The 20,149-nt window shown below is 37.1% G+C and carries 22 protein-coding genes; 4 read left to right on the plus strand and 18 right to left on the minus strand.

The window, feature by feature from the left end:
- Window positions 1–20 precede the first annotated feature (20 nt).
- Window positions 21–416, plus strand: coding sequence for a VOC family protein (locus AOB46_RS00310; protein ID WP_062696061.1), 396 nt, complete (start codon window positions 21–23; stop codon window positions 414–416).
- A 44-nt stretch (window positions 417–460) separates the two neighbouring features.
- Here AOB46_RS00310 and AOB46_RS00315 read toward each other — a convergent pair whose 3' ends face one another.
- Window positions 461–1,381 (minus strand): leucine-rich repeat domain-containing protein, encoded by a 921-nt coding sequence (locus AOB46_RS00315; protein ID WP_062696062.1) that lies wholly within the window; start codon window positions 1,379–1,381, stop codon window positions 461–463.
- Between the two features lie 10 nt (window positions 1,382–1,391).
- The gene (locus tag AOB46_RS00320; protein WP_131724287.1) at window positions 1,392–2,603 is read right to left on the minus strand and encodes a hypothetical protein; all 1,212 of its coding nucleotides are present in this window, start codon (window positions 2,601–2,603) and stop codon (window positions 1,392–1,394) included.
- Between the two features lie 474 nt (window positions 2,604–3,077).
- Here AOB46_RS00320 and AOB46_RS00325 point away from each other — a divergent pair, with 474 nt between their 5' ends.
- On the plus strand, window positions 3,078–3,437 hold the full coding sequence (locus AOB46_RS00325) for a hypothetical protein (protein ID WP_062696064.1): 360 nt from the start codon (window positions 3,078–3,080) through the stop codon (window positions 3,435–3,437).
- A 198-nt stretch (window positions 3,438–3,635) separates the two neighbouring features.
- Here the strand turns inward: AOB46_RS00325 and AOB46_RS00330 are convergent, their stop codons facing one another.
- From AOB46_RS00330 to AOB46_RS00340, 3 genes are all read right to left on the minus strand, one after another.
- A complete protein-coding gene (locus AOB46_RS00330) occupies window positions 3,636–4,397 on the minus strand; it encodes a ferritin-like domain-containing protein (protein ID WP_062696065.1) in 762 nt (253 codons plus the stop codon).
- Between the two features lie 25 nt (window positions 4,398–4,422).
- Window positions 4,423–5,136, minus strand: a complete 714-nt coding sequence (locus tag AOB46_RS00335; protein WP_062696066.1) for a ferritin-like domain-containing protein — start codon at window positions 5,134–5,136, stop codon at window positions 4,423–4,425.
- 78 nt (window positions 5,137–5,214) lie between these two features.
- A complete protein-coding gene (locus AOB46_RS00340) occupies window positions 5,215–5,784 on the minus strand; it encodes a fasciclin domain-containing protein (protein WP_062696067.1) in 570 nt (189 codons plus the stop codon).
- 277 nt (window positions 5,785–6,061) lie between these two features.
- Between AOB46_RS00340 and AOB46_RS00345 the strand changes: the two genes are divergently transcribed.
- Together AOB46_RS00345 and AOB46_RS00350 are read left to right on the plus strand one after the other, a co-directional pair.
- The gene (locus tag AOB46_RS00345) at window positions 6,062–6,631 is read left to right on the plus strand and encodes an RNA polymerase sigma factor (protein WP_241489137.1); all 570 of its coding nucleotides are present in this window, start codon (window positions 6,062–6,064) and stop codon (window positions 6,629–6,631) included.
- 1 nt (window position 6,632) lies between these two features.
- On the plus strand, window positions 6,633–7,448 hold the full coding sequence (locus tag AOB46_RS00350) for an anti-sigma factor domain-containing protein (RefSeq protein ID WP_062696068.1): 816 nt from the start codon (window positions 6,633–6,635) through the stop codon (window positions 7,446–7,448).
- A 14-nt stretch (window positions 7,449–7,462) separates the two neighbouring features.
- Here the strand turns inward: AOB46_RS00350 and AOB46_RS23935 are convergent, their stop codons facing one another.
- From AOB46_RS23935 to galK, 13 genes are all read right to left on the minus strand, one after another.
- Window positions 7,463–7,585, minus strand: a complete 123-nt coding sequence (locus tag AOB46_RS23935) for a hypothetical protein (RefSeq protein WP_262486705.1) — start codon at window positions 7,583–7,585, stop codon at window positions 7,463–7,465.
- A gap of 123 nt (window positions 7,586–7,708) precedes the next feature.
- Window positions 7,709–9,676 (minus strand): right-handed parallel beta-helix repeat-containing protein, encoded by a 1,968-nt coding sequence (locus AOB46_RS00355; protein WP_062696069.1) that lies wholly within the window; start codon window positions 9,674–9,676, stop codon window positions 7,709–7,711.
- 6 nt (window positions 9,677–9,682) lie between these two features.
- Window positions 9,683–10,027 (minus strand): hypothetical protein, encoded by a 345-nt coding sequence (locus tag AOB46_RS00360; protein WP_062696070.1) that lies wholly within the window; start codon window positions 10,025–10,027, stop codon window positions 9,683–9,685.
- Between the two features lie 32 nt (window positions 10,028–10,059).
- On the minus strand, window positions 10,060–10,659 hold the full coding sequence (locus AOB46_RS00365) for a hypothetical protein (RefSeq protein WP_062696071.1): 600 nt from the start codon (window positions 10,657–10,659) through the stop codon (window positions 10,060–10,062).
- Between the two features lie 78 nt (window positions 10,660–10,737).
- Window positions 10,738–12,204 (minus strand): hypothetical protein, encoded by a 1,467-nt coding sequence (locus AOB46_RS00370; protein WP_062696072.1) that lies wholly within the window; start codon window positions 12,202–12,204, stop codon window positions 10,738–10,740.
- 38 nt (window positions 12,205–12,242) lie between these two features.
- Entirely contained in the window at window positions 12,243–12,551 is a 309-nt protein-coding gene (locus tag AOB46_RS00375) for a hypothetical protein (RefSeq protein WP_062696073.1), read from the minus strand.
- A gap of 32 nt (window positions 12,552–12,583) precedes the next feature.
- A complete protein-coding gene (locus AOB46_RS00380; protein ID WP_062696074.1) occupies window positions 12,584–13,834 on the minus strand; it encodes a hypothetical protein in 1,251 nt (416 codons plus the stop codon).
- A gap of 64 nt (window positions 13,835–13,898) precedes the next feature.
- Window positions 13,899–15,206 (minus strand): hypothetical protein, encoded by a 1,308-nt coding sequence (locus tag AOB46_RS00385; RefSeq protein ID WP_062696075.1) that lies wholly within the window; start codon window positions 15,204–15,206, stop codon window positions 13,899–13,901.
- Window positions 15,203–16,312 (minus strand): hypothetical protein, encoded by a 1,110-nt coding sequence (locus tag AOB46_RS00390; protein ID WP_062696076.1) that lies wholly within the window; start codon window positions 16,310–16,312, stop codon window positions 15,203–15,205. Before AOB46_RS00390 ends, AOB46_RS00385 begins: the two co-directional genes overlap by 4 nt.
- A 540-nt stretch (window positions 16,313–16,852) precedes the next feature.
- On the minus strand, window positions 16,853–17,059 hold the full coding sequence (locus AOB46_RS00395; RefSeq protein ID WP_062696077.1) for a hypothetical protein: 207 nt from the start codon (window positions 17,057–17,059) through the stop codon (window positions 16,853–16,855).
- Window positions 17,060–17,092: 33 nt separating this feature from the next.
- Window positions 17,093–17,905 (minus strand): HAD family hydrolase, encoded by an 813-nt coding sequence (locus AOB46_RS00400; protein WP_241489138.1) that lies wholly within the window; start codon window positions 17,903–17,905, stop codon window positions 17,093–17,095.
- Window positions 17,906–17,918: 13 nt separating this feature from the next.
- Complete coding sequence (locus AOB46_RS00405; protein ID WP_062696079.1) at window positions 17,919–18,968, minus strand: UDP-glucose--hexose-1-phosphate uridylyltransferase; 1,050 nt, start codon at window positions 18,966–18,968, stop codon at window positions 17,919–17,921.
- Complete coding sequence (gene galK, locus AOB46_RS00410) at window positions 18,952–20,136, minus strand: galactokinase (protein ID WP_062696080.1); 1,185 nt, start codon at window positions 20,134–20,136, stop codon at window positions 18,952–18,954. The genes AOB46_RS00405 and galK overlap by 17 nt, the downstream gene beginning before the upstream one ends.
- Window positions 20,137–20,149: the final 13 nt, after the last annotated feature.

Below are 20,149 nucleotides of genomic sequence, written 5' to 3' on the forward strand. Positions count from 1 at the left end.
TAATTTAAAATCTTCAAAAAATGAATGTAGTATCCATCCGTATTATTACGTCCGACATTGAAAAGCTAATTCCCTTTTATGAGCAGGTAACAGGTATTAAAGCGGTACAATATACTCCCGATTTCGCCGAACTTCAGACTTCTGTCGCAATCATTGCTATTGGAAGCACAAGAACTTTGCAGCTTTTTGGCGGCGAAAGTGTTGCCCGGCCGGCTGAAAACCGTTCCGTTATTATAGAATTCCGGGTAAACGATGTTGAAAAGGAGTTTGAGCGGTTAAAAACTTTTCTGTCCCCCTATCTTGTACAGAAACCTACATTAATGCCTTGGGGTAACCAGTCTCTACTGTTCAGGGATCCGGACGGCAATCTGGTCAATTTCTTTACTCCTGTTACAAAAGAAGCCATCTCAGGATAAGACGGCTTCTTTGTTATTCTTTAATTTGAATGATATTTGACTGATCAATTACAGGAATTCGTGAGGCTTATTTTTTCGATATTGCCTGCTTTAATAAGCTCAAGATCGAAGTCGTTATAGCATAATGTATTGATATAGCGGTTTCCTTCAATAGTAAGACGGGTAAGCGGCTTACCGTTAGTTTTAATGTTTAGTTTTTTAATTCTGTTGTAAGCACAGTTAATATCTGTCAGTTTTTTTAAATTCTCAAAATTCAGGGTGGAAATTTCATTGTAAGAACAGTTAATGTATTCCAGTTCTTTGAGGTTGCTCACATCGAGATTCCTTAAAAAATTATTGTCACAACGCAAAGACTTCAGATCTTTAAGATGATTCACTGAAAGCTCTGTAAGGCTGTTACTTTCACACACGAGTTCTGTGAGAGACGTCAGTTGGGACAGGTCCAGTTTTTCCAGCTTGTTAGTTCCGCATCTGAGTCTTTCCAGGCTTGGCAGCCCTGCGAGCTCCAGCTTGGTAAGAGAAGACCAGCCACAGTCAATGGTTTCCAGTTTCGGAAGATTTTTAAAAGACAACTCTTTCATTGATTTACTGAAAGAACAGTCAATATACTGAAGTTTCTTCAGTGTTTCCACACCATTCAGATCTTTCAGGGTCTCTGCTTTTATCAACAGGGTTTTAAGATTTTTGAAAAGCTCAATTCCCTTCAGGGTTACCACGGGAGTCTTTTCAATATTCAGCCGCGTTACCTTTTCAGCTTCTGAGGCTGATATAATCCCGTCTTTATTAGCGTCCAGCCTTAAAGACTGATAGGTTGAATCTACAGCAATACTGTTCTGTTCGTTGGCCGAAAGCAGGTATTTCAGGAAATCCTTATCTGCTATTACATTTCCTTTACCGGCTTTACCGGTTTGTGAATACAGGCTCCCTCCCGAAAGAAGTAAAACAATAATAATTAAATATTTCATGGTTTGTGTATTATTTGATAAGAATTCTCCATCCGTCTCCTTTTCCGAGAAGCATCAGGCCGTCATTTTTTAATGGTGAAATTTTGATCAGCCTGTTTTCGCTGTAAGGAGTTCCGTATTTCAGAAATCTTTCATCCAGAAGCTTTCCCTGAAGGTCAAAAACGAGGTAAACGGATTCATTGGAAAAGCTTCCGCCGAAATTATACATTTCTCCTGTTATGTGCAGCTTATCTCCCACAATCGCCGCATCGTGCATATGTTCCGTAAATTTTCCCTGATTGCTGGTTGGATTATAATTAAACTCACGGGCTTTCTCAAAGTTCATATTATAAACTCTTACTGAAGTGTTTCTTCTGGTCTGTTTGTTCGGAAACTGTTCTTTCGTATCAGTCATCCCAATTACATAAATCTGATTTTTATGGATCAGTATTTTTTTACCCTGAAATTCTTCACCGGTAATCTTTTTGTGGCGGGTCACTTTTTTGGACGCCAGATCATATTCAAGAAGGTAGCATTTGTATGCATAAGAGACTCTTTCATCAATCGCTCCCATCAGAACGTAAAGCTTATTCTGATCCAGTGCTGCAGAATAGTATCCCGTATTATGAAAATCAAACGGTGGCTCTATAAAACTAATCACATTGTTTTCCGTTTTCTGCAGGTCATTGGAAATAAAGGTAACATTTAGCTCTTTATCACGGAAAAATGCAGAAGTGGTTACACAGTAAAATCCGTCTTTTACATTAAAAACCAAAGGATCGAACGTGACATCCGCAGGTACGTTTTCTATCACTTTTTCCTGTACTACATTGAGTTCATCATCTATTTCCCTCAGCCAGAGGCGGGATCTTTTGTCTATTTTTTTAGATCCTATCTGAACCAGCTTATTATTTCCGGTACTGAAAACAGTTTTGTTAAAGGAATCATCATCATAGTTTTTATTATCGCCCAGCAATGTTTTTTTAAGCATTTTTCCATCTTTGGAAATTTTAATGATGGCAGAATTGAACTGTTTATCACCCTCATTCACAAAATTCTGACCTGCAATGATATATCCGTCCTTTACTTCCACTCCATTTTTTGCGAAGTTATTATCAACCGGAAAAAAGCTAAGATTAAGTGTAAAATCTTTATCATTATTCTGATGAGCGGTCTGGCCAAATCCCCATACCGCCGCTGAAAGAGACGCTATCAGCTGGGTTTTAAAAAGAATAGTTTTCATTTTCATGGATATAAAGTCTTTTTTCAAATCCTTTTTAAGGATGTGCAAAATTCCAAAAAATATTTAATCCCACCAAGTGAATCTGATATTGATTGGATATGAAGCCCTATACAAATCCCACCATATAATTAAAAATCAATACCATACAGCGCCTTTCATTCTATAAAACAGCTTACTTTCATTTTCATCCATTGTATAAATTATAAAATTCAGTGAATTTTCCCGATAGTGTGAACATAAATATTATTAAATTAAAGTTTTAAGTGCTATATTTGTTAACTGTTTTTGTCCTTATCATTGAAAAGAGATCTGTTGAGGATTTAACCAGCAGCTGAGAATGAATGAATAATCGTTCATTTTCTACTCCGATAACTGAACGAACAATTATTCTTAAGTACCGGAACCCAACAATAAAAGCATATAAAATAAATGCTGTTTGATATAATTAAATCTATTTTATAAAAATTTAAATTCATGAACTATAAACTTGAGCTCAATACTCAGGAGCCCAACTCTAAAATTGTTTTTCACAACATCCTATTTGATTCGTTCAAGGTAAATATAGTTGAAAGATATATCGGATCAATGAAATCCCGCCTGACCTTATGTGAAGCTTTGTTTAAAGTAAGAACGTTAGACGATCAGCTCGTTACCAGAAGAGACGGCAATATGAGGGTAAAAATTAAAGGAAATGAATTTGAAGTTTACGAAAGACTGACAAAAAAATTATCTTCTTACGAATATAAAAACAAGCTGATCAACAGAAAAGATGCAGAACAGGACTATGTTCATTTCATTTTAGGTCTGGTGATTGCCAATTATGAACTTAATTAAACTCTTTCTCCTATCGTTTAAATTAAAGAGTTAATATCAGATATAAAGCTCCCCACCGGATAGTGGGGAGCTTATTTCTAAAGAAACCCAGGGTTTCTTTTTTTATTCCATAATGTACAATGGATATTATTCTAAATAATACTTCTTCCGTACCATTTCAGAAAAGGATTAAGATATTGAACTTCTAACTCCATAATATCACACGATAAATAAGCCTGCAATAGTCTCTGCATCGCTGCCGCTCAAAATCTCGTCGTAAGCGGCAGAACCTGCTGCTGCTCCAAATAAGGTTCCTGTGTTGTAACCTGCCTGATTAGTGAGGTCCTCGCCGGCATAAACAGGATGAGTTGCTGAAGGCATATTTCCTCCATCGGCAAGCTCTATCCAGCCTTTGTTAGCTCTCATTCTCCTTACCTGAGAGGCATGCCTTGCTTCTACCGAATGAATCTGTAGCGCCGCCTGAAGTACAACTTTGTTTGACATAACATTTCCGGCCTGCCCTTTATAAGCCCTCACTCCTGTATCTTCGAAAGCTTGGGCCAAAATGAGAAACTGATTATAATCTGTAAATGGAGAAAAGCTTCCATTAGCCGTAAAATCAAAGGTAGGTTTATTACCCGGAGTGGTTCCAAGAGAAGTGAGCGTAGTTTTCAAAAAACCAACATGCGCTGACTCATGCTTTGAAATCTGCATAAAAACAGTCCGGTCTGAATTCGGTATTAATCCAGGGGTTGATAATCCTATAGCATAGTATTCATTTTCAAGATATTCCAGAACAAGTGCTAATTGTAAAGCATCTGTCAAGGTGTTTTTAAGAGCACCACCTGTGATTTGCCTGTTTGCCGGTTCTGCTGCTTTTTTACCAAATAGCGATGTATTCGTTATTTTTTCTAATTTCGAGGCTTCCGTGGTGAAAAATTGATCATAAGAAAGCTTATCTAATAGTCTAAGAATGTTCATAATGTAAGTTTTTGAAGATGAATGGTTAATTAATACCTCTTTCTTTCCAGGTAAACCGGGTTTTTATAAAACCTCCTGCTGCCATTACAATATCTTTCGGTTCTTTGGCAAGATCAAGGCCGTTGGCATCTACTACATCATCACCTGAAAAATCTGCAGATCCGGGATTGATCAGGTTTCTGATGGCAGATGCGTGTCTGGCTTCAACTGAAACTATTTTTCCGGCAATAACAAGATAAGCTGGATTGGTTATGTATTTTCCGGCACCGTTGTACGCTGCTACTCCGGTATCTTCCAATGCTTTTGCAGTGGCCAGTACAGAGTTTCTGTCATTAAAGTTTACATTAGGATATTGGAATTCAAGCTTTGGAAGAACATTCGGGGCTGCACTGCTGATAGCTGCTTTGAAAAAGTCCCGGTGAATCACTTCATGATGATAAAGATCTGTAAAAACCTCTCTCTCTATACTGGATATTCCGGAATAGAAATTATTAACCACTTTCGTATAAAAATCAGCTTCAAGCTGTTCAAGAGCATAGGCATAATTTAAAACACCAACATCTCCTGATCCAAGATCAAAAATCGGGCTATCATCCATTGGATAAAAATCATTATCATCATCACAACCTATTAGGGTAAGCCCGGCAATGGCCAGCCCTATTCCACTCAATTTTAAAAAGTTTCGTCGGCTTGTATCAAGAGTAACCCCCTGATTAGAAACATGAATCATTTTTTTCATACTATTAATTTTTTTTTAAGTGTTTGATTAAGTAAAAGAAAACAGCACATTGAAAACATGCTGCTTAATCTTAAATTTCTACGGCATCAGAACCGTATCTATCACATGAATAACCCCGTTAGACTGGTTTACATCAGCAATGGTAACTTTGGCACTGTTTCCTTTAGCATCTTTTATATAAAGATCCTTTCCTTTCGTCCAAAATGTAAGATCTTCTCCTTGTACTGTTTTCATCATGCTTTTTCCCTTCCCTGCTTTTACGGCGCTCCATATTTTTTTAGCACTGTATTTTCCGGGTAGAACGTGGTATGTTAGTATGCTTGTAAGCATCGTCTTATTTTCAGGCTTTACAAGATTCTCTACTGTTCCTTTCGGAAGTTTTGCAAAAGCGGCATCAGTAGGAGCCAGGACAGTAAAAGGACCTTTTCCTTCTAATGTACTTACCAATCCCGCCGCTTTTACGGCAGCTACTAAAGTTTTATGATCTTTAGAGTTTACGGCGTTTTCGATAATATTCTTAGAAGGGTACATAGGAGCCCCCCCTACCATTACTGTTTTTTCTTTCATCGTCTGTGCAGTTACCTTCCCGCTGAAAGCAAATGATAAAGCTACCATTGCTAAAACTGTGATTTTTGATCGCGTGTTCATTGTGTTAATTTTTTAATTAATTATGGGTAATTTGTGTTCTTAATCTCACTTACGAGTTAGGCTCTGTTTTAGATTGAAAAAAAATGAAATTAATTACAACGATTTGAAAATCAATTAATTATTTTTATTAAAAAAAATAAAATCAAAAGATAAGAGGGCTTATCCGGAATATTGGTCTGTTTACTTCAGGAGCAACATTTAAAATACACCCAAGAAATCATTTACGAAATAAAAGATCTTATGGATTTCATTTAGGATATATTTTATTTCACTACATTTGGACAGAAAAATAAAAGCTATTAAAACAACCTGCTCAGAAGAGGAACTTATCGTTTTACTAAAAGAAAAAAACGAAAATGGTTTTCATTATCTGTATGACCACTATTCCGGTGCGCTATATGGGGTTATTCTGCGTATTGTTCAGTCTAAGGAATATACGGAAGAAATCATTCAGGATGTTTTTGTTAAAATCTGGAACTCTATCCATCAATATGATGCTTCAAAAGGAAGATTTTATACCTGGATAATTAATATTGCCCGAAATACGGCAATAGATTATTTAAAATCCAAAGGGTTCCAAAATGAGCTTAAAAACCAACCGCTTCCCGATTTCGTATATAATTCTACAGAACTTTCCACCCACAATACCACCTCCGATTATATTGGATTTAATAATGTACTGGAAAGGCTTGAAACTGATAAGCAAGAACTTATAGATCTGGCCTATTATCAGGGATATACCCAGAATGAAATATCCGAGAAACTGAAAATACCCCTGGGAACCGTAAAGACGAAAATGCGGAATGCCCTTATGAAATTAAAGGATTTGTTAAAAGATTATCAATAAATTGAACACTAAAGAATACATATCATCCGGAATTATAGAATCTTATATTCTAGGACATGCTTCTCCCGAGGAAGCAGGGATTCTGGAATGTGTGATGAAGAATAATGCTGAAGTAAAAGCCGCTTTTGAAGAGGCACAAAAAACTTTGGAAAATCTTGCTACTGCCCAGGCTGTGCTACCTCCGGGTGATCTGAAGTCTAAAATCTGGAACAAAATCCAGCAGGAACAAATTCTTCAGGAAGAATCTGAAATTTCTACTCCACTACACTCTCCTGTTATTCAACCATGGGAAGAAGAACAAAACAGTAAAAGAAATAATAACTGGAAAGCTATAGGTATTGCTGCTTCTGTTTTGTTTTTAGCAAGTACTGCGGGAAATCTTTTTTGGGTCAGCAAACAATCTGAAGTACAGAAAGAAATTGCAAAAATGAAAACCGAGAAACAGTCCCTGGATTTCTCTATGCAGAAAATGAACCAGAAAATAGCCATGTTTTCCAACCCTGATATGCAGACCGTAATGCTGAAAGGTGTAGAGAAACATCAGGATGCGAAAGCTATGGTATTCTGGGATAAGAAAACAAAACAGGTTTACCTTAATGCTGAAAGTCTTCCAAAAGCTCCTGAGGGGATGCAGTACCAGCTTTGGGCTATTGAAGACGGAAAACCTGTAAGCGCAGGAATGTATTCTGAAGAGAAAGACAGCAAGATTGTATTAGCTACTATTTCAAAGGCGCAGGCCTTTGCCATCACTCTTGAAAAAGAAGGAGGAAGCCCCGTTCCTACTATGGAAAATATGTATGTTATGGGAGGAATATAAAAGTTAGATTTTTTTTATTGAGTCTCTCCTTTATAAATTCGAACCACTGTTTCTCCACTTTCTTTATAACTTTCTTCGAAGTATTCTGTGCCCCAATCGGTATAGGTTTGCGGATTTCCATCGAAAACTCTCAGCATTTCTTCCGAATAATCGGATGATCTCTTTTTTATTAACGGCTTTTTGAAACTTAAAAAACCTGTTTAAACTTTATGAAAAGTCCCTTTTAATAAAATCCGGAACAGGCTTAATGGTTTAAAATGTCAGATCCCGAATTCATCCTTTTCCCAAATCCATAAATTACGCAAGGGTAATCCACTGTAAATGGCTATTTCCGGACGGTCCAGCTGCGATTCTAAATTTAATTCATTATAATTATCCACTGCTATATTGACTTCCTTTAAATCCGGTAAAGTGTTCAATACCCTTATGTCTGTCACTTTTGTTTTGTATAAATCAAGACGTTCCAGTTTTTTTAACGGTTCCAATCCGGAAATATCGTCTACTTCATAACTTTCCAAGAGTGTCAGCCATTTCAGATTGGGGAATTTCGATATCCTTTCTAAATTAATTTTTCCCTGAAGGCCTGACAAATCTAATTTTTCAAGGGAAGGCTGTATTTCGAACGAAGAAAAATCTTTAATTTCACTATTCTGAAGATCCAGAACTTTCAGCTTTTTCAAGGTTTTCAGCTCCAGTTTCATTGCTCCGTGAAGTTTCAGAAATTCCAAATTAGGAAATCGATCCATCCCTTTAATATGACAATCATAGCCAGAAGCACTCAGTCTTTTTAAAGATTTTATTTCTGGAAGTGTTTTAAGATCAAATTTTCTGTCACTGACGATCCCAAGCGACTGTAAGCGTTTCAGATGCTCAAATCCGGTGAAACGTACTTTCGTTGAGATATCCGCTAAAATAAGCCTTAAAAATTCGAGCTTTTTTAACCTTCCTATATCGAAAGTCTGTTTTGTCTTTTTAATACTTACATACAGCCTTTTGAGCTTTTTTAAAGTCAGAATGGATTCAACGGTCTTCGCTGAAACTTCAAAACCGATTTTTAAAGATTCCAGGGCTTTAAACTGTCCGACCGGATAGGTTTTCAGCCTATTCCGTAATTCATCTCTTTCATAAAACACCAGTTCTTTCAGCTGCTTTTTCAGAGGAAACAGTTTTAAAAAGTTCCGGACATCTGCATTTTCTTTTTCAAAACATGCTAATTCAAAACCTGTCAGATTAGGAAAGTGTTTGAAATAAGTATGTTTTTTGATGACAGAGTCTCTGAGTTCTATTCTTCTGATTTGTCTGGCAATAGGTAAAAAAGCATCCACATACAATATGGATTTGCCCAATGACAGGCTGGTTACCTTTTCAAATTTCCCCAGATCATCAATCGTTTTTTCTTTAAAACTGGTAAAATGTAATTCATTAATATAATTTCTTAGAGACAGGATATTTTTTAAGCTAAATGGTTTTTCCCCCTTCACCAAACTGCAGATCATTTCTTTATTAAAAGGATTTTCCTGTCCCTCTGTATCTTCAACTGTGGTATCGCTGTCTATCTCTATTTCTTTAAGCTTCTCAAATCCCGAAATCCCTTTAAAACTTCCTATCCTGCAGTTTTTAAAATTAATATTTCTTACCGATTTTTTAAAGGGTATAAAAGAAATATCATCAAACTGCGAGTTGTAAACATCGATCATGCTGATAGATTTCTCTTTTATTTTTTTTGAATGACAGGTGAAGGTTATTTTGTCTAATTCTAAAGAATACAGTCCTCCGATATTGCTCAGTTCCTGAATATTATCAATATGACAGTTTTTAATGAAAAGATGCCTGAATATCTTTGTTGATTCCGATGCCTGCATACCATTCAGACAACAGGCATCAAAGCTCATATTGGAAAACCGGACATCGTGTGGAAAGTCTCTTATGATATTGCCGCCATTATTTCTGAATGTTACATTATCAAGATAAAAATAACTGCAATGCTCCAGTTTTAATAATTCTGAAAAACTGGGAATAATACAGTTGGTGAGATCTACTTTTCTTACATTGCTGAGATAGGGCAAAAATCCGGAGAAATCATCAATGGTTACATCCTTAAGCTTTAATACTGTCAGGCAATCTGATTTTTCATGGTCTTCGCCTGGCGTGATGCCCAGAATCTCTTCTATTTTTTTAATTTCCTGTTCTGTTTCCAATGGTGTATTTATTTGATCATTTTCTTTCATTTCCAATCAGTCTAATATAAAAAGTATACTATAAAATAACGGCAGCAGGGCCAATACAAACGGGATTAGTATCAGGTATTTTCCTTTTTGTGCCGCGTCGGCTTTCTGCTGAAGAGACATTTCTCTGTATTCCTGCAATGTCTGTTCAAAAAAGTGTTTCCTGCCCATTATGATAAAAATAAGCCCATAAAACAAGCCAATGGATAAAAGCCCCAATATCCTTCCTAAAAGTCTTCCTCCAGAGGTATGTATCGTTTCAAATACTTCGTCAGAAAAACGGCTGCTTAAAAATTCTAAATTCCATAAGGCATAATCAATAATAAATATAAGGACTGTTCCGGCGAGTACCATAGATCGTTCAGGAAAATATTTATCCGTGTTTTTTAATCTTCATCCTCTTCATCGTCATACTGATTATCTTCTTCCAGAACTTTCTCCACCCATTGTATGGTTTCCTGGGCTTTGGGATCATCCTTTCCGATAATGATCAGGGCACGCAAAACATCATCGGCAACAAATGCGTCAAAGCTTCCATCCGATTCATATTCGTCTTCAATGATCTCAATAAGATTTCTGATAATAGCAGCTTTGTTTTTAGCGGTCCAGCCCGGTTCCAGATCTCCCCATGCTTTACTGAAAAAATATAAGGCGGACGTAAAATCTTCGTACTCCACAATATCATCATTCAGGTAATTGGTGATTTCGTCCTGAATGGAAGCAATTTCTCCAGAGTGTAAGGGAGCCAGTTTTCCGATCAGAATGTAGATCGACCAGTAAGGTTTGAATAGACTGTAATCCCGGCTCAGGCCATACTTTATGGCTTCAGTCATCTGGCTGATGATGTTGGGAGAAAGCTTTGTTTCATACTTCAACTCCTTCAGGAAGTCAAAAGTATCAGACAGTTTCCGTTCTTCCTGTTCTTTTACTGAAATTAAAACCTCAGCAATTTTCTTTTCAAGCTCTTCATTCATCTGATATTCCATAGCTGTAATTTTTTTCTTAAATCCGTCATAAAGCCCACTCCGGAAAATCAGAATGGGCCTGGTATAATCTAATTGTTGTTAAAAAGGAAACAAAGGGGTAAGAACCATTCCCTGGGCTTCCGGCGCGGTCTGGGTATATTCCGGCTGGTAAGTCAACGGAACCAGATTCATTTCTCCATTATCTTTCCATCCCTGAATAATTTCTCCTTTTGCTGCATTGACGATGTCGTTATCTTTACTTCTGAGTTTTGTTCTTTTCAGCCATTTAGCATCAAAAGGTTTGATGGAAATCATTAAAATTTCTTCCAGGCTAAGCTGCACTTTTTGCGGAACCAATTTGGATTCCATTCCCAGCATTATTCCCAGACTGCCATCTTTTAAGAATCTTCCTGGCGTTAAAAAGCTTCTGAGGTTATGGTTTTCATTGTTCTCGCGGTTTACCCACAACTCAATGTTATCTTCCATAAATTCAACGGTAAAATATTGGTGTGCAAGCATCAGGTTTTTGATATCTCCATGGCCTAAGGCTACCTGAGAAGTACTGTTGATCAAAGCCATAGCAAAATGCTTATGCATTACTTCGAAAGGAATGTCTCCGTAGAATTCCATATAAAATTCAGCTCCGATACCGTTATACTGCAGATTTGCATCATCACGTGACGAAGTATAAATATCCGATAAACCATCTGTTACCAAAATAGTTGTTTCCGGAGTATGAATGACACGCATTTTACAGGAATTATGTACCGTGCTGTTTTCAGGCCAGGAATAATCCCTGAAACCACCGACACGCAGATAAATGATACGATCGTCTAAGGTTCCCAGTGAACGGAAAAAATCGTGACGCAACCGTACGCCTTCCTTAAAGGCATCCTGCCGCTTTCTGTATTCCGGTTCTACTTCAATATGATCAATGGCGAGCAGGCTCAATCCATGTTCTTCGAATGCAGGAATAGATTGTGCTTCTATTTTTCCGTTTTCATACCTGAAATAAAAGGCTTCCATACCTCCGACAAGATGATAGATGGATTCTAAATCTTTACTGTTCCTCATAAAATCCAAAGAACGCATCGTAGAATCATCATAATACACAGTGGAGTCGATAAACATTCCCAATTCATCTGCTTCCTGGCTAAAACGGGCCAGCATTTCACTTTTGACTGTTTTTTCGTCCCGGTAAGATTCGTTTTCAATGCTGTATTTAATATCTTCCAGATACATGGCAACAGTATATTCTTCTGCCACAATAGACTCTCCTTTTTTGAACGTGAATCTCACTTTGGAATGAGTAGGAAAGAAATCAATCAGTGAATGCGGTCTTGTTTCCTCAATTTTATCCAAATGTTCTTCGATTTCATCGGAACTGTTACTATTGTATACAATACCATTTTCGCGAAATTTCACCGTTCCTCCCGTACTTCCATATTTTGTTTTTGTAATTTCTGTAAAATACTCCCGTCCTTCAACCAGTAAAGGCTGCAGTTTTTCAGAAATTTCTGCCAACGTATTCTGTGCTTCTTCTGAGTTTAAATGATTGTTTTCCATAATTTTATTATTAGTTTAAAACATTTATTCTTTAATTTTTATAGCCAGTCTCCATGAAATGCCTTCATTTGCTCAACCGTTCCCTCGAACTGTGCTTCTGTAAATGCATCCTGCAAACGCATAAGGCTTCCACGCTGTGCTGCAAAAAAAACGGTCTTCCTGTCTGTTACCATTTTGAATAATGATTCATAGTGACCTTCTCTCAGATAAATATATCCGAATTCCACTTTTGTATAGGCTAAATCAGCAAAGTCTTCACCTTCTGTTAATTCTCCTACTGCGGTATTGGCAAGAATTTCTTTTACTTCTTTAAGCTGGCCGCCTGATAATTTTTCTGCTTTTTCCATGTTTATTTTTCTTTGTTAGGTTTTGGTTATTATTAATCGTATTCACTAAAGATGTAAGAAAACGGCTCTAAAGGATATTGCTCCAGCCATTTCGCATCGGTTACTTTAACCGTTATTTCATAAGCAGGCCATTTTTCAAAAGAATAGAGATCTATAATTTCTTCATTGCTCAATGGGTAAAAGTCCGGATAAGGTACATCCCTTATTTTTTCTATTTTTGAGCTCACGATGAACTGTTCGGCGATCTCCCTGTGTCTGAGGTAGAGTGTATGGGTATCCCTAATGTCTTTTTCTTTTATAATGGCATTTAGTTTTTCAAACAAAGGTCCCTCTATCTCGTACTCCTTACCGGAAAAGGATTCCAATCGTTTTAGCATAAACTTCAGCACACTCATTTTTGTTTCCAGAAATATACGGTCATCATCTTCACTCATGATCATCAGTTTGAAAGAAATAGTATCGCCATTGATTACTGTTTCATACACTACGGGACTGCTCCATCTCAAAATAGATTCAGGAGAGCTGGCATAGGCATCCTTTTTCTTCGGATTCAAAACCATTTGGGTCATTTTGCCATCAATATAAGAAGACCCCATACTGCCACTACCACATTTTACGATCCCCCAGTCCGTTTCACGCCGGTATAAAATCCCAAACGACTTTTCTGTTCTCACAAGGGTTCCCTCCCACTTTTGCAGATTTTCGTCAGACAGATCGGTAATCACCGTATCGGAATCCTTATAATATTTCTCGCCCAATGCGGGAAACCACAAAATATCTTTCGGAGTATTGAGCAGGTAATCCGGTATCATATACTTCCAGATAGGCATAAAACCTTCTTTTGAAGCCAAGTCTGAAGCAACAACAGGAGTTTCGTCCTGAACTGGAAATCTGGGTTCACAGGCATCGTATTCCCGTGCCGGATCAAATGCCGCCGAATCCCAATAATTCATATCTTTCAGGTGCTCCAGCCATGCAGGATGTGTTACGGTGATATCCAAAACTCCATTCTTCCATCCTCTTTTGTTGGGCTTCCCCATTTTCAGATCCACCGACTGAATAAAAGCCCGTGCGTTTTCCCTCATCCATGATTCATCAAGGGTATCATCAAAATCAACTTCTTTTTTTATAGGAGAATCGTTATTAACGTTACGGTAAAGCAGCATTAATGCGAATCCCGGCGAAGCATGAATGTAATTGCTGTCAGGATGAATAACCTGAACACTGATTTGGATTTTTGATTCCTGGCGTTTTATAACACCAACTTCGTAGAGTGATGACATTGTAATTGTTTTTAAATATTAAGTAAATTCCTTCGCTATTCTGACTTTTTGGATTATATTTAAGTTATTCTATATCAACATACTGCACCATAGCACCGTTTGATTTCTTTGTATCATAAAAGAAACATTCCACTGTATGCTCATCCGGTATTTTTAATTTTCCCGGATAATAATTTTCTGAGAGATTTGAGCTGATTTTTTTAGTAAGTTCCAGATCAGAATTATAAACATAATACTCCCAGCGATTGTTTTCATTTAGTGAGAGCACTACGATATTACCGTTAGTAAACACCGCCATTTTTGCCGATTCTATATAATCAAACAATTTAATTTTAATGTTTTTTTTAATATCAAAACCGGCATTTGTTTTCGTCAGATCCATTTTTTTATACCCAATTCTCTGGGTTAAAAAAACAGGATTATTTGAGGAATCAATATAGAATCCATTATATTTTACCAGCTTCGCATCCATATACATACGATCATTAAAGTATTTAAATGCTGTCTGCTCTTCAAGGGTTCTGCCATCAAACTTATAAATATATGTTTTATATATCATATCAAAATGGTTCAGGCCAGAGGCAGCGAAATAGTAATCTGGCCCCACCTTTGAAATCCCTGATATATCTATTCTGCCCTTATCGTGATTCACCGAAATGACGTGGGAAATCTGGTCCAGAACTTTTGGGAAAAATTCTTCTTTATCATCATGAAATTTATTCAGGTCAACCGTGATCACTTCAAGCTTCTGATAATCTCTGATTTCTTCAGAAGCCACTAATACATGAATTTTATCTTTTTCAAAAATCAGATCTTTCAGATAGCAGGAATAATCGTTTTTAATAGCATACGTGGTGCCGTACTGTTCAAGATCCAGAACTGTAATCATAGGCTGCCATCCGTGGACAAAAAGATCCTTTGAATCCTTAAAGCCATACGTATTACTTCCAACGATGAATTTTTTAAGCTCCGCATTATAGCTGATTGCCTGTGGTGAAAAAGTGGAACTGATTTTTATGGGTTTATAATTTTTATCGGTTGAAATCACTACATATCTGTCATCATCAGAGGTATCTGAAAAATCAATTGCTTTATTGATGAACGGAGATCTTTTTTTGGCATCCTTTTCCAAAACTTTAATTCGTCCAATAAGCATGTGATTACCCAGTTCATCGGTCGCCTCATCAAATATGATGACCCAGAATCCTTTAAAATAAACAGGATATTCTTTAATTGCCGCATCCGGAATTCCGGGTTTTGGCGCTCCGGTATTGATCCGGGAGAAGACAGTTTTATTTTTAGAAGCTGGTTTCTGTTGGGCCAATACCGGCAATCCGGCTAAAAATGTGGTAAGAATAATATATTTTTTCATGGTTTTGCAGGTTTTTGCGGAAATATATCAACTCCTTTGGAAACAAAAAACACTCTCAGGAATTCTCTTTTGCTATTGCATTCCTGACCATAATTCATTTTCCGGGAACTGAACTCAATCTGACCGCAATCAAAAGACAGAGCTATGTATTCAAAAGGTTTATCGTTCTCATCTAGAAAAACGATTGCATTTTTAAATTCGGGGCAGTCTAATTTCTCATTGACTATCATTTCCAGTTTTTTATACCCATAATTATAGAAGATATCAGTTAATCTGCTAATATCGACTTTATTAAGCTGTTTAGACGATTGAGCGATTGACAAATCGGTTATTCTGGGAGTTTCAGCATAATACGATAATTCTTTATCTTTATCCGTAAAGGAGATTAACAATATTTTTTTAGCTTTATTGAAAGGATAAAAAGAGGTTCTTTCAGCTTCTGTAAATTTATGCTGATGCACACAGTCCATGCCCTCAGCTTTTGAATCTTTATCTGTTAAAATTTCCGGGATACCGGTAGATTCATCATATTTCTGCAAGCTGGATAAAGGGATACCTTTGGATTTAACATATTTATTCAGATATTCCAGAATCGGGAACGGATCTGTTAATTCTTCCAAATCCACCTTTGGATAATGCTCAGCCATCCAGGCATCAAATTTCTCTGTCTTGGATTTCAGTTCCTTCATATAAGCATCATAGCCCTCTGTTGGCGTAAACGCAACTTCATCTACTTCTCCTTCTACTGTGGTGATGGTCATATTCCATTTCGGAAATTTAACGTCAAGCAATTTAAAAAACTGTGACTGTTCTTCTACCACATAATAGCTTTTGTCATTTTGTGTCGTTTTTTTAATGATCTTATATTTGGAAAGCAACGTTTCGGAATCATCAAAATAATAGGTAAAAAAATCATACCTGTTTAAAATCTCATCTGAGGATTCATTTTTGAATTTAAAATCAGGTGTTGTCATCATCGCCAATTCCTTCTTCTGATAGTTGTTGAAATAGCTTATGAATTGATCTGCCAGAGACATTTTCTGTGCAGATACTGTAACAGAACTTACTGCTGCCATTAACAGGCATAAGTATAATTTGGTTTTCATGGTTTTTATTTGACTAATCCCCTCAACTTAAGATATCTTTTAAAAATATACTCTTTAATTCAGGGTTAATATTATTTTTTTAGTTATCGTTTTACTTTTTTTTGATTTTTAAACTTATGTAAAACGGGAGCACAATATATAAATTAAATTTAAGCCTGGAAATAAACTTTTGCTCCAATGCATATTCGTAATGATATAAAAGATATTCGTTGGGAAGACCGTTCATAGAAGCAAAAAACCGGTATTGGAAAATAATTGGGCCGAAATATATTGTAAGAGCCATAATTATCAGGCCGCTCCTACGGAGCTCACCTTAGATCATGTATCAAGTTCTATGAACAGCGTACTCCTACGGAGCACTTAAAAAACTTAAATAACATCATTTTCCTACAGAAATTGATAAATTGACCATCAATTATAACATTTAAAATGGCAATCCACAGTAAATGGCTATTTCCGGACGGCCCAGCTGCGATATGAGATTTACCTTAGAACTCTCCAAACAACAGTAGCAAAGCCAATATAATATTCTATTGATCCTTATTCTGTTTTTATTTTCGAAAGGTCAAGACCGAGTTTTGTAAATTCTTCTATTCCTTTATCAGTAATGTAATATTGCCGGTCTGCAGGATTATCCCTGGCAATCCAGCCTTTTTCCACAAATTGTTCCAGCAGAAGCTGTCCTAATTTACCGCCAATATGCTCATAGCAGGGTTTAGCAGGTTTTCTTCCGGTTGATTTGTTCATATTTGTATGGGTTATAGTTTTTATGGCAGCGCATCAGTTCAAATGCAGGTAATCCTTAATTGTTTTCAAAACGCCAAAACTGTCATTGGTACAGGCCTCAAAGTTGGCCACCTCCTTCACATTCGGATGGGCATTTTTCATGGCATACGAGTATTTGGCATTTTTCAGCATTTCTATATCATTCATATAATCTCCGAAAGCCATTGTATTTTCAGGTGAGATACCCAAAGATTTCTGAAGGATTTTCAGAGCATTTCCTTTATTGATATCCTTATTCATAACATCCAGCCAGTACTCACCGGAAACCACCACTTCCAGCCCGAATTCTTCAAATCTTTTAAGAGCCGGATACAGATGTTTTTCAGAACCTTCGGGATGATAAACCGCAATTTTAAAGGCTGTATCATCAATTTTTTCCGTAAGGTCATCTTTTTTCATGTTTTCGGTATAGTATTTTGAGAAAAAATCTACAAACTGCTGATCTTCGGTTTCATAATAAGCCATTTTTTTAGCTGACAATACAGCTTTAGCTCCTGGTATTTCGCGAACAGCTTTAATAATCTCAACAATATATTTGTACTCCAGTGTATCGGCAAAAAGTTCCTGATCTTTATAGATGACATAGCCTCCGTTTTCAGCAATAAAGCCAATCTCACTTTCTATATCTCCGAAATAATGGGTAATGCCCGGCATCTGTCTGCCGCTTGCAGGTACAAAAAGAATATTCCTTTTTTTCAGTTCTTGGTAAACATCCGAAAACTCGGGACTCATTTCGTGGCTGGAATTAAGAAATGTTCCATCCATGTCCGTCACAATTAATTTAATCTGTTCCATATTCTTTTTCAAAGATATTGATTTATTATTTTTTCTTGTAATGAATGGTGGGAAGACTTCTTAATATGGCTGTACTTTGCTCCGGGGTAATGTCGCGCTGAGGCTCTGCCAGCATTTCATATCCTACCATAAACTTTTTAATCTCCGCACTTCTGAGCAACGGGGGATAAAAATGCATATGAAAATGCCATTCCGGATGTTCCTTTCCATCTGTAGGTGATTGATGTATTCCCGCTGAATAAGGAAATGATGTTTCAAAAAGGTTATCATACATCGTAGTCAGGTTCTTGAGGATAGCTGCGAAAGATTTTTTTTCATCCTCGGAAAAAGCAGCAATATTTTCTCTTTTCTGCTTACTGATAATCATCGTTTCATAAGGCCATGATGCCCAAAACGGTACCAATGCTGCAAAATGTTCGTTTTCTGTGACCATACGTTCTCCAGCCTTGATTTCCTGTTGAAGATAGTCTTGCAGTAATGTTCTTTTATTTTTTTCAAAATAAGATTTCAACTGATTCTGGGTTTTCTGAACCATGCCCGGAATTGACGACTGTGCCCATATCTGCCCATGCGGGTGAGGATTGCTGCATCCCATAATGCTTCCTTTATTTTCAAAAATCTGAATATAATTGATATGATCCAGGACCGCCAATTCATTGAACTGCTCCTGCCATACATCCACCACATTTTTTACCTGTTCCACAGACATTTCCGGTAAGGTAAGGCTGTGATCTTCAGAAAAGCAGACCACTCTGTTGATTCCCCGTTCCGGAAGGAGTGTATAAAATCCGGAATATTCCTCAGAAAAATCAACTTCTTTGTTCAGCAATGCTCCGAAATCATTATTAAAAACATAGGTTCCTTTGTACTCTGGATTCCGGTTTCCATTAGCTCTTATATTTCCTGAACACAGATAGCAATCCGGATCGTAAGCAGGACGATCTTCCTCTGCTGTTCTCTCCCTCTGCCCCTGCCAAGGCCGGTTTGCCCGTTGTGGAGAAACCAGTACCCATTCGTCCAATAGAGGATTATATCTTCTGTGGGGGTGTTTTTTAGGATCAAATGATGTATTCATTGGTGTATTCTTTTATCCCTTCGGAAATTTTAGCTTGATAAACTTTCATCTGAATATTAAAATGTTCCAGATATTTTTCACTGATGGCTTTAATGACTTCTTCAACTTTATCCTCCTGAATCAGATTGATGCTGCAACCTCCGAAACCGCCTCCCATGATTCTTGCTCCCAATACTCCTTCACACTGTAAGGTAGTTTCCACTAAAAAATCAAGTTCATTACAGCTTACTTCAAATTCTGTCGAAAGCCCGGCATGGGTTTCTGTGAGAAGTGTTCCCAGGTATTCAATATTTCCTTCTGAAATAGCTTTTGCCGCCATTTCCACTCTATGGATTTCTTTTAGAAGATAAAGGCATCTTTTATATGAAATACTCCCCATTTCTTCTTTTACACAATCAAGCATTGCCAATGTAAAATCCCTGAATTTTTCAGTTTCCGGGAAGTTTTTCCACAAAACTTTTTTACCGTGTTCAACATCTTTATGCCTTTCATTATAACCGGATGTCATATGACTATGCTTTACACAGCTGTCAAAAAGCAACAGGCTGTATCCTTTAAGGTCTGCATCAAAATATTGATGCTCCAGGGAATGACAGTCGAGCATAATCACTTTATCCTTCTTTCCGAAAACAGAGGCAAACTGATCCATAATTCCGCATTGAACCCCCGCAAAAGAATGTTCTGATTTTTGTCCGATCACTGCAATCTCTTTTTTTGACAGCTGAAGATCAAAAAGTTCATTGAGAATATAGGCAAACCCACATTCAAGCGCTGCTGATGAAGAAAGCCCGGCTCCCATCGGGATGGTACTGCTGAAGACAATTTCCATACCACAAAACACGTTCTCCGGTTTCTGCAACTGACTGAAAACGCCCAGAATATAGTTCATCCACATCTGTTGCACCGGTTTTATCTTCATCGTGACATCAAATGCATATTCTTCTCCGAGATCTTTGGCTATGATGGTACAAAAGTTTGTCTGAGGGCGTTTACGGACAGCAAAACAGATGTATTTATCTATGGCGGCAGGCAATACAAAGCCATCGCTATAGTCTACATGCTCACCGATAATATTAATTCTTCCCGGGGAAAGAAAAATATGTTCCGGTTCTGCTTTGAATTCGGACTTAAACTTTTTTATTGTTGAATTAATTAACTGTTCATGCATATCAATCTTTTCT

Origin of the sequence: Chryseobacterium indologenes (assembly GCF_001295265.1) — a bacterium.
In the GTDB taxonomy this organism is placed as follows: Bacteria; Bacteroidota; Bacteroidia; order Flavobacteriales; family Weeksellaceae; genus Chryseobacterium; species Chryseobacterium indologenes_A.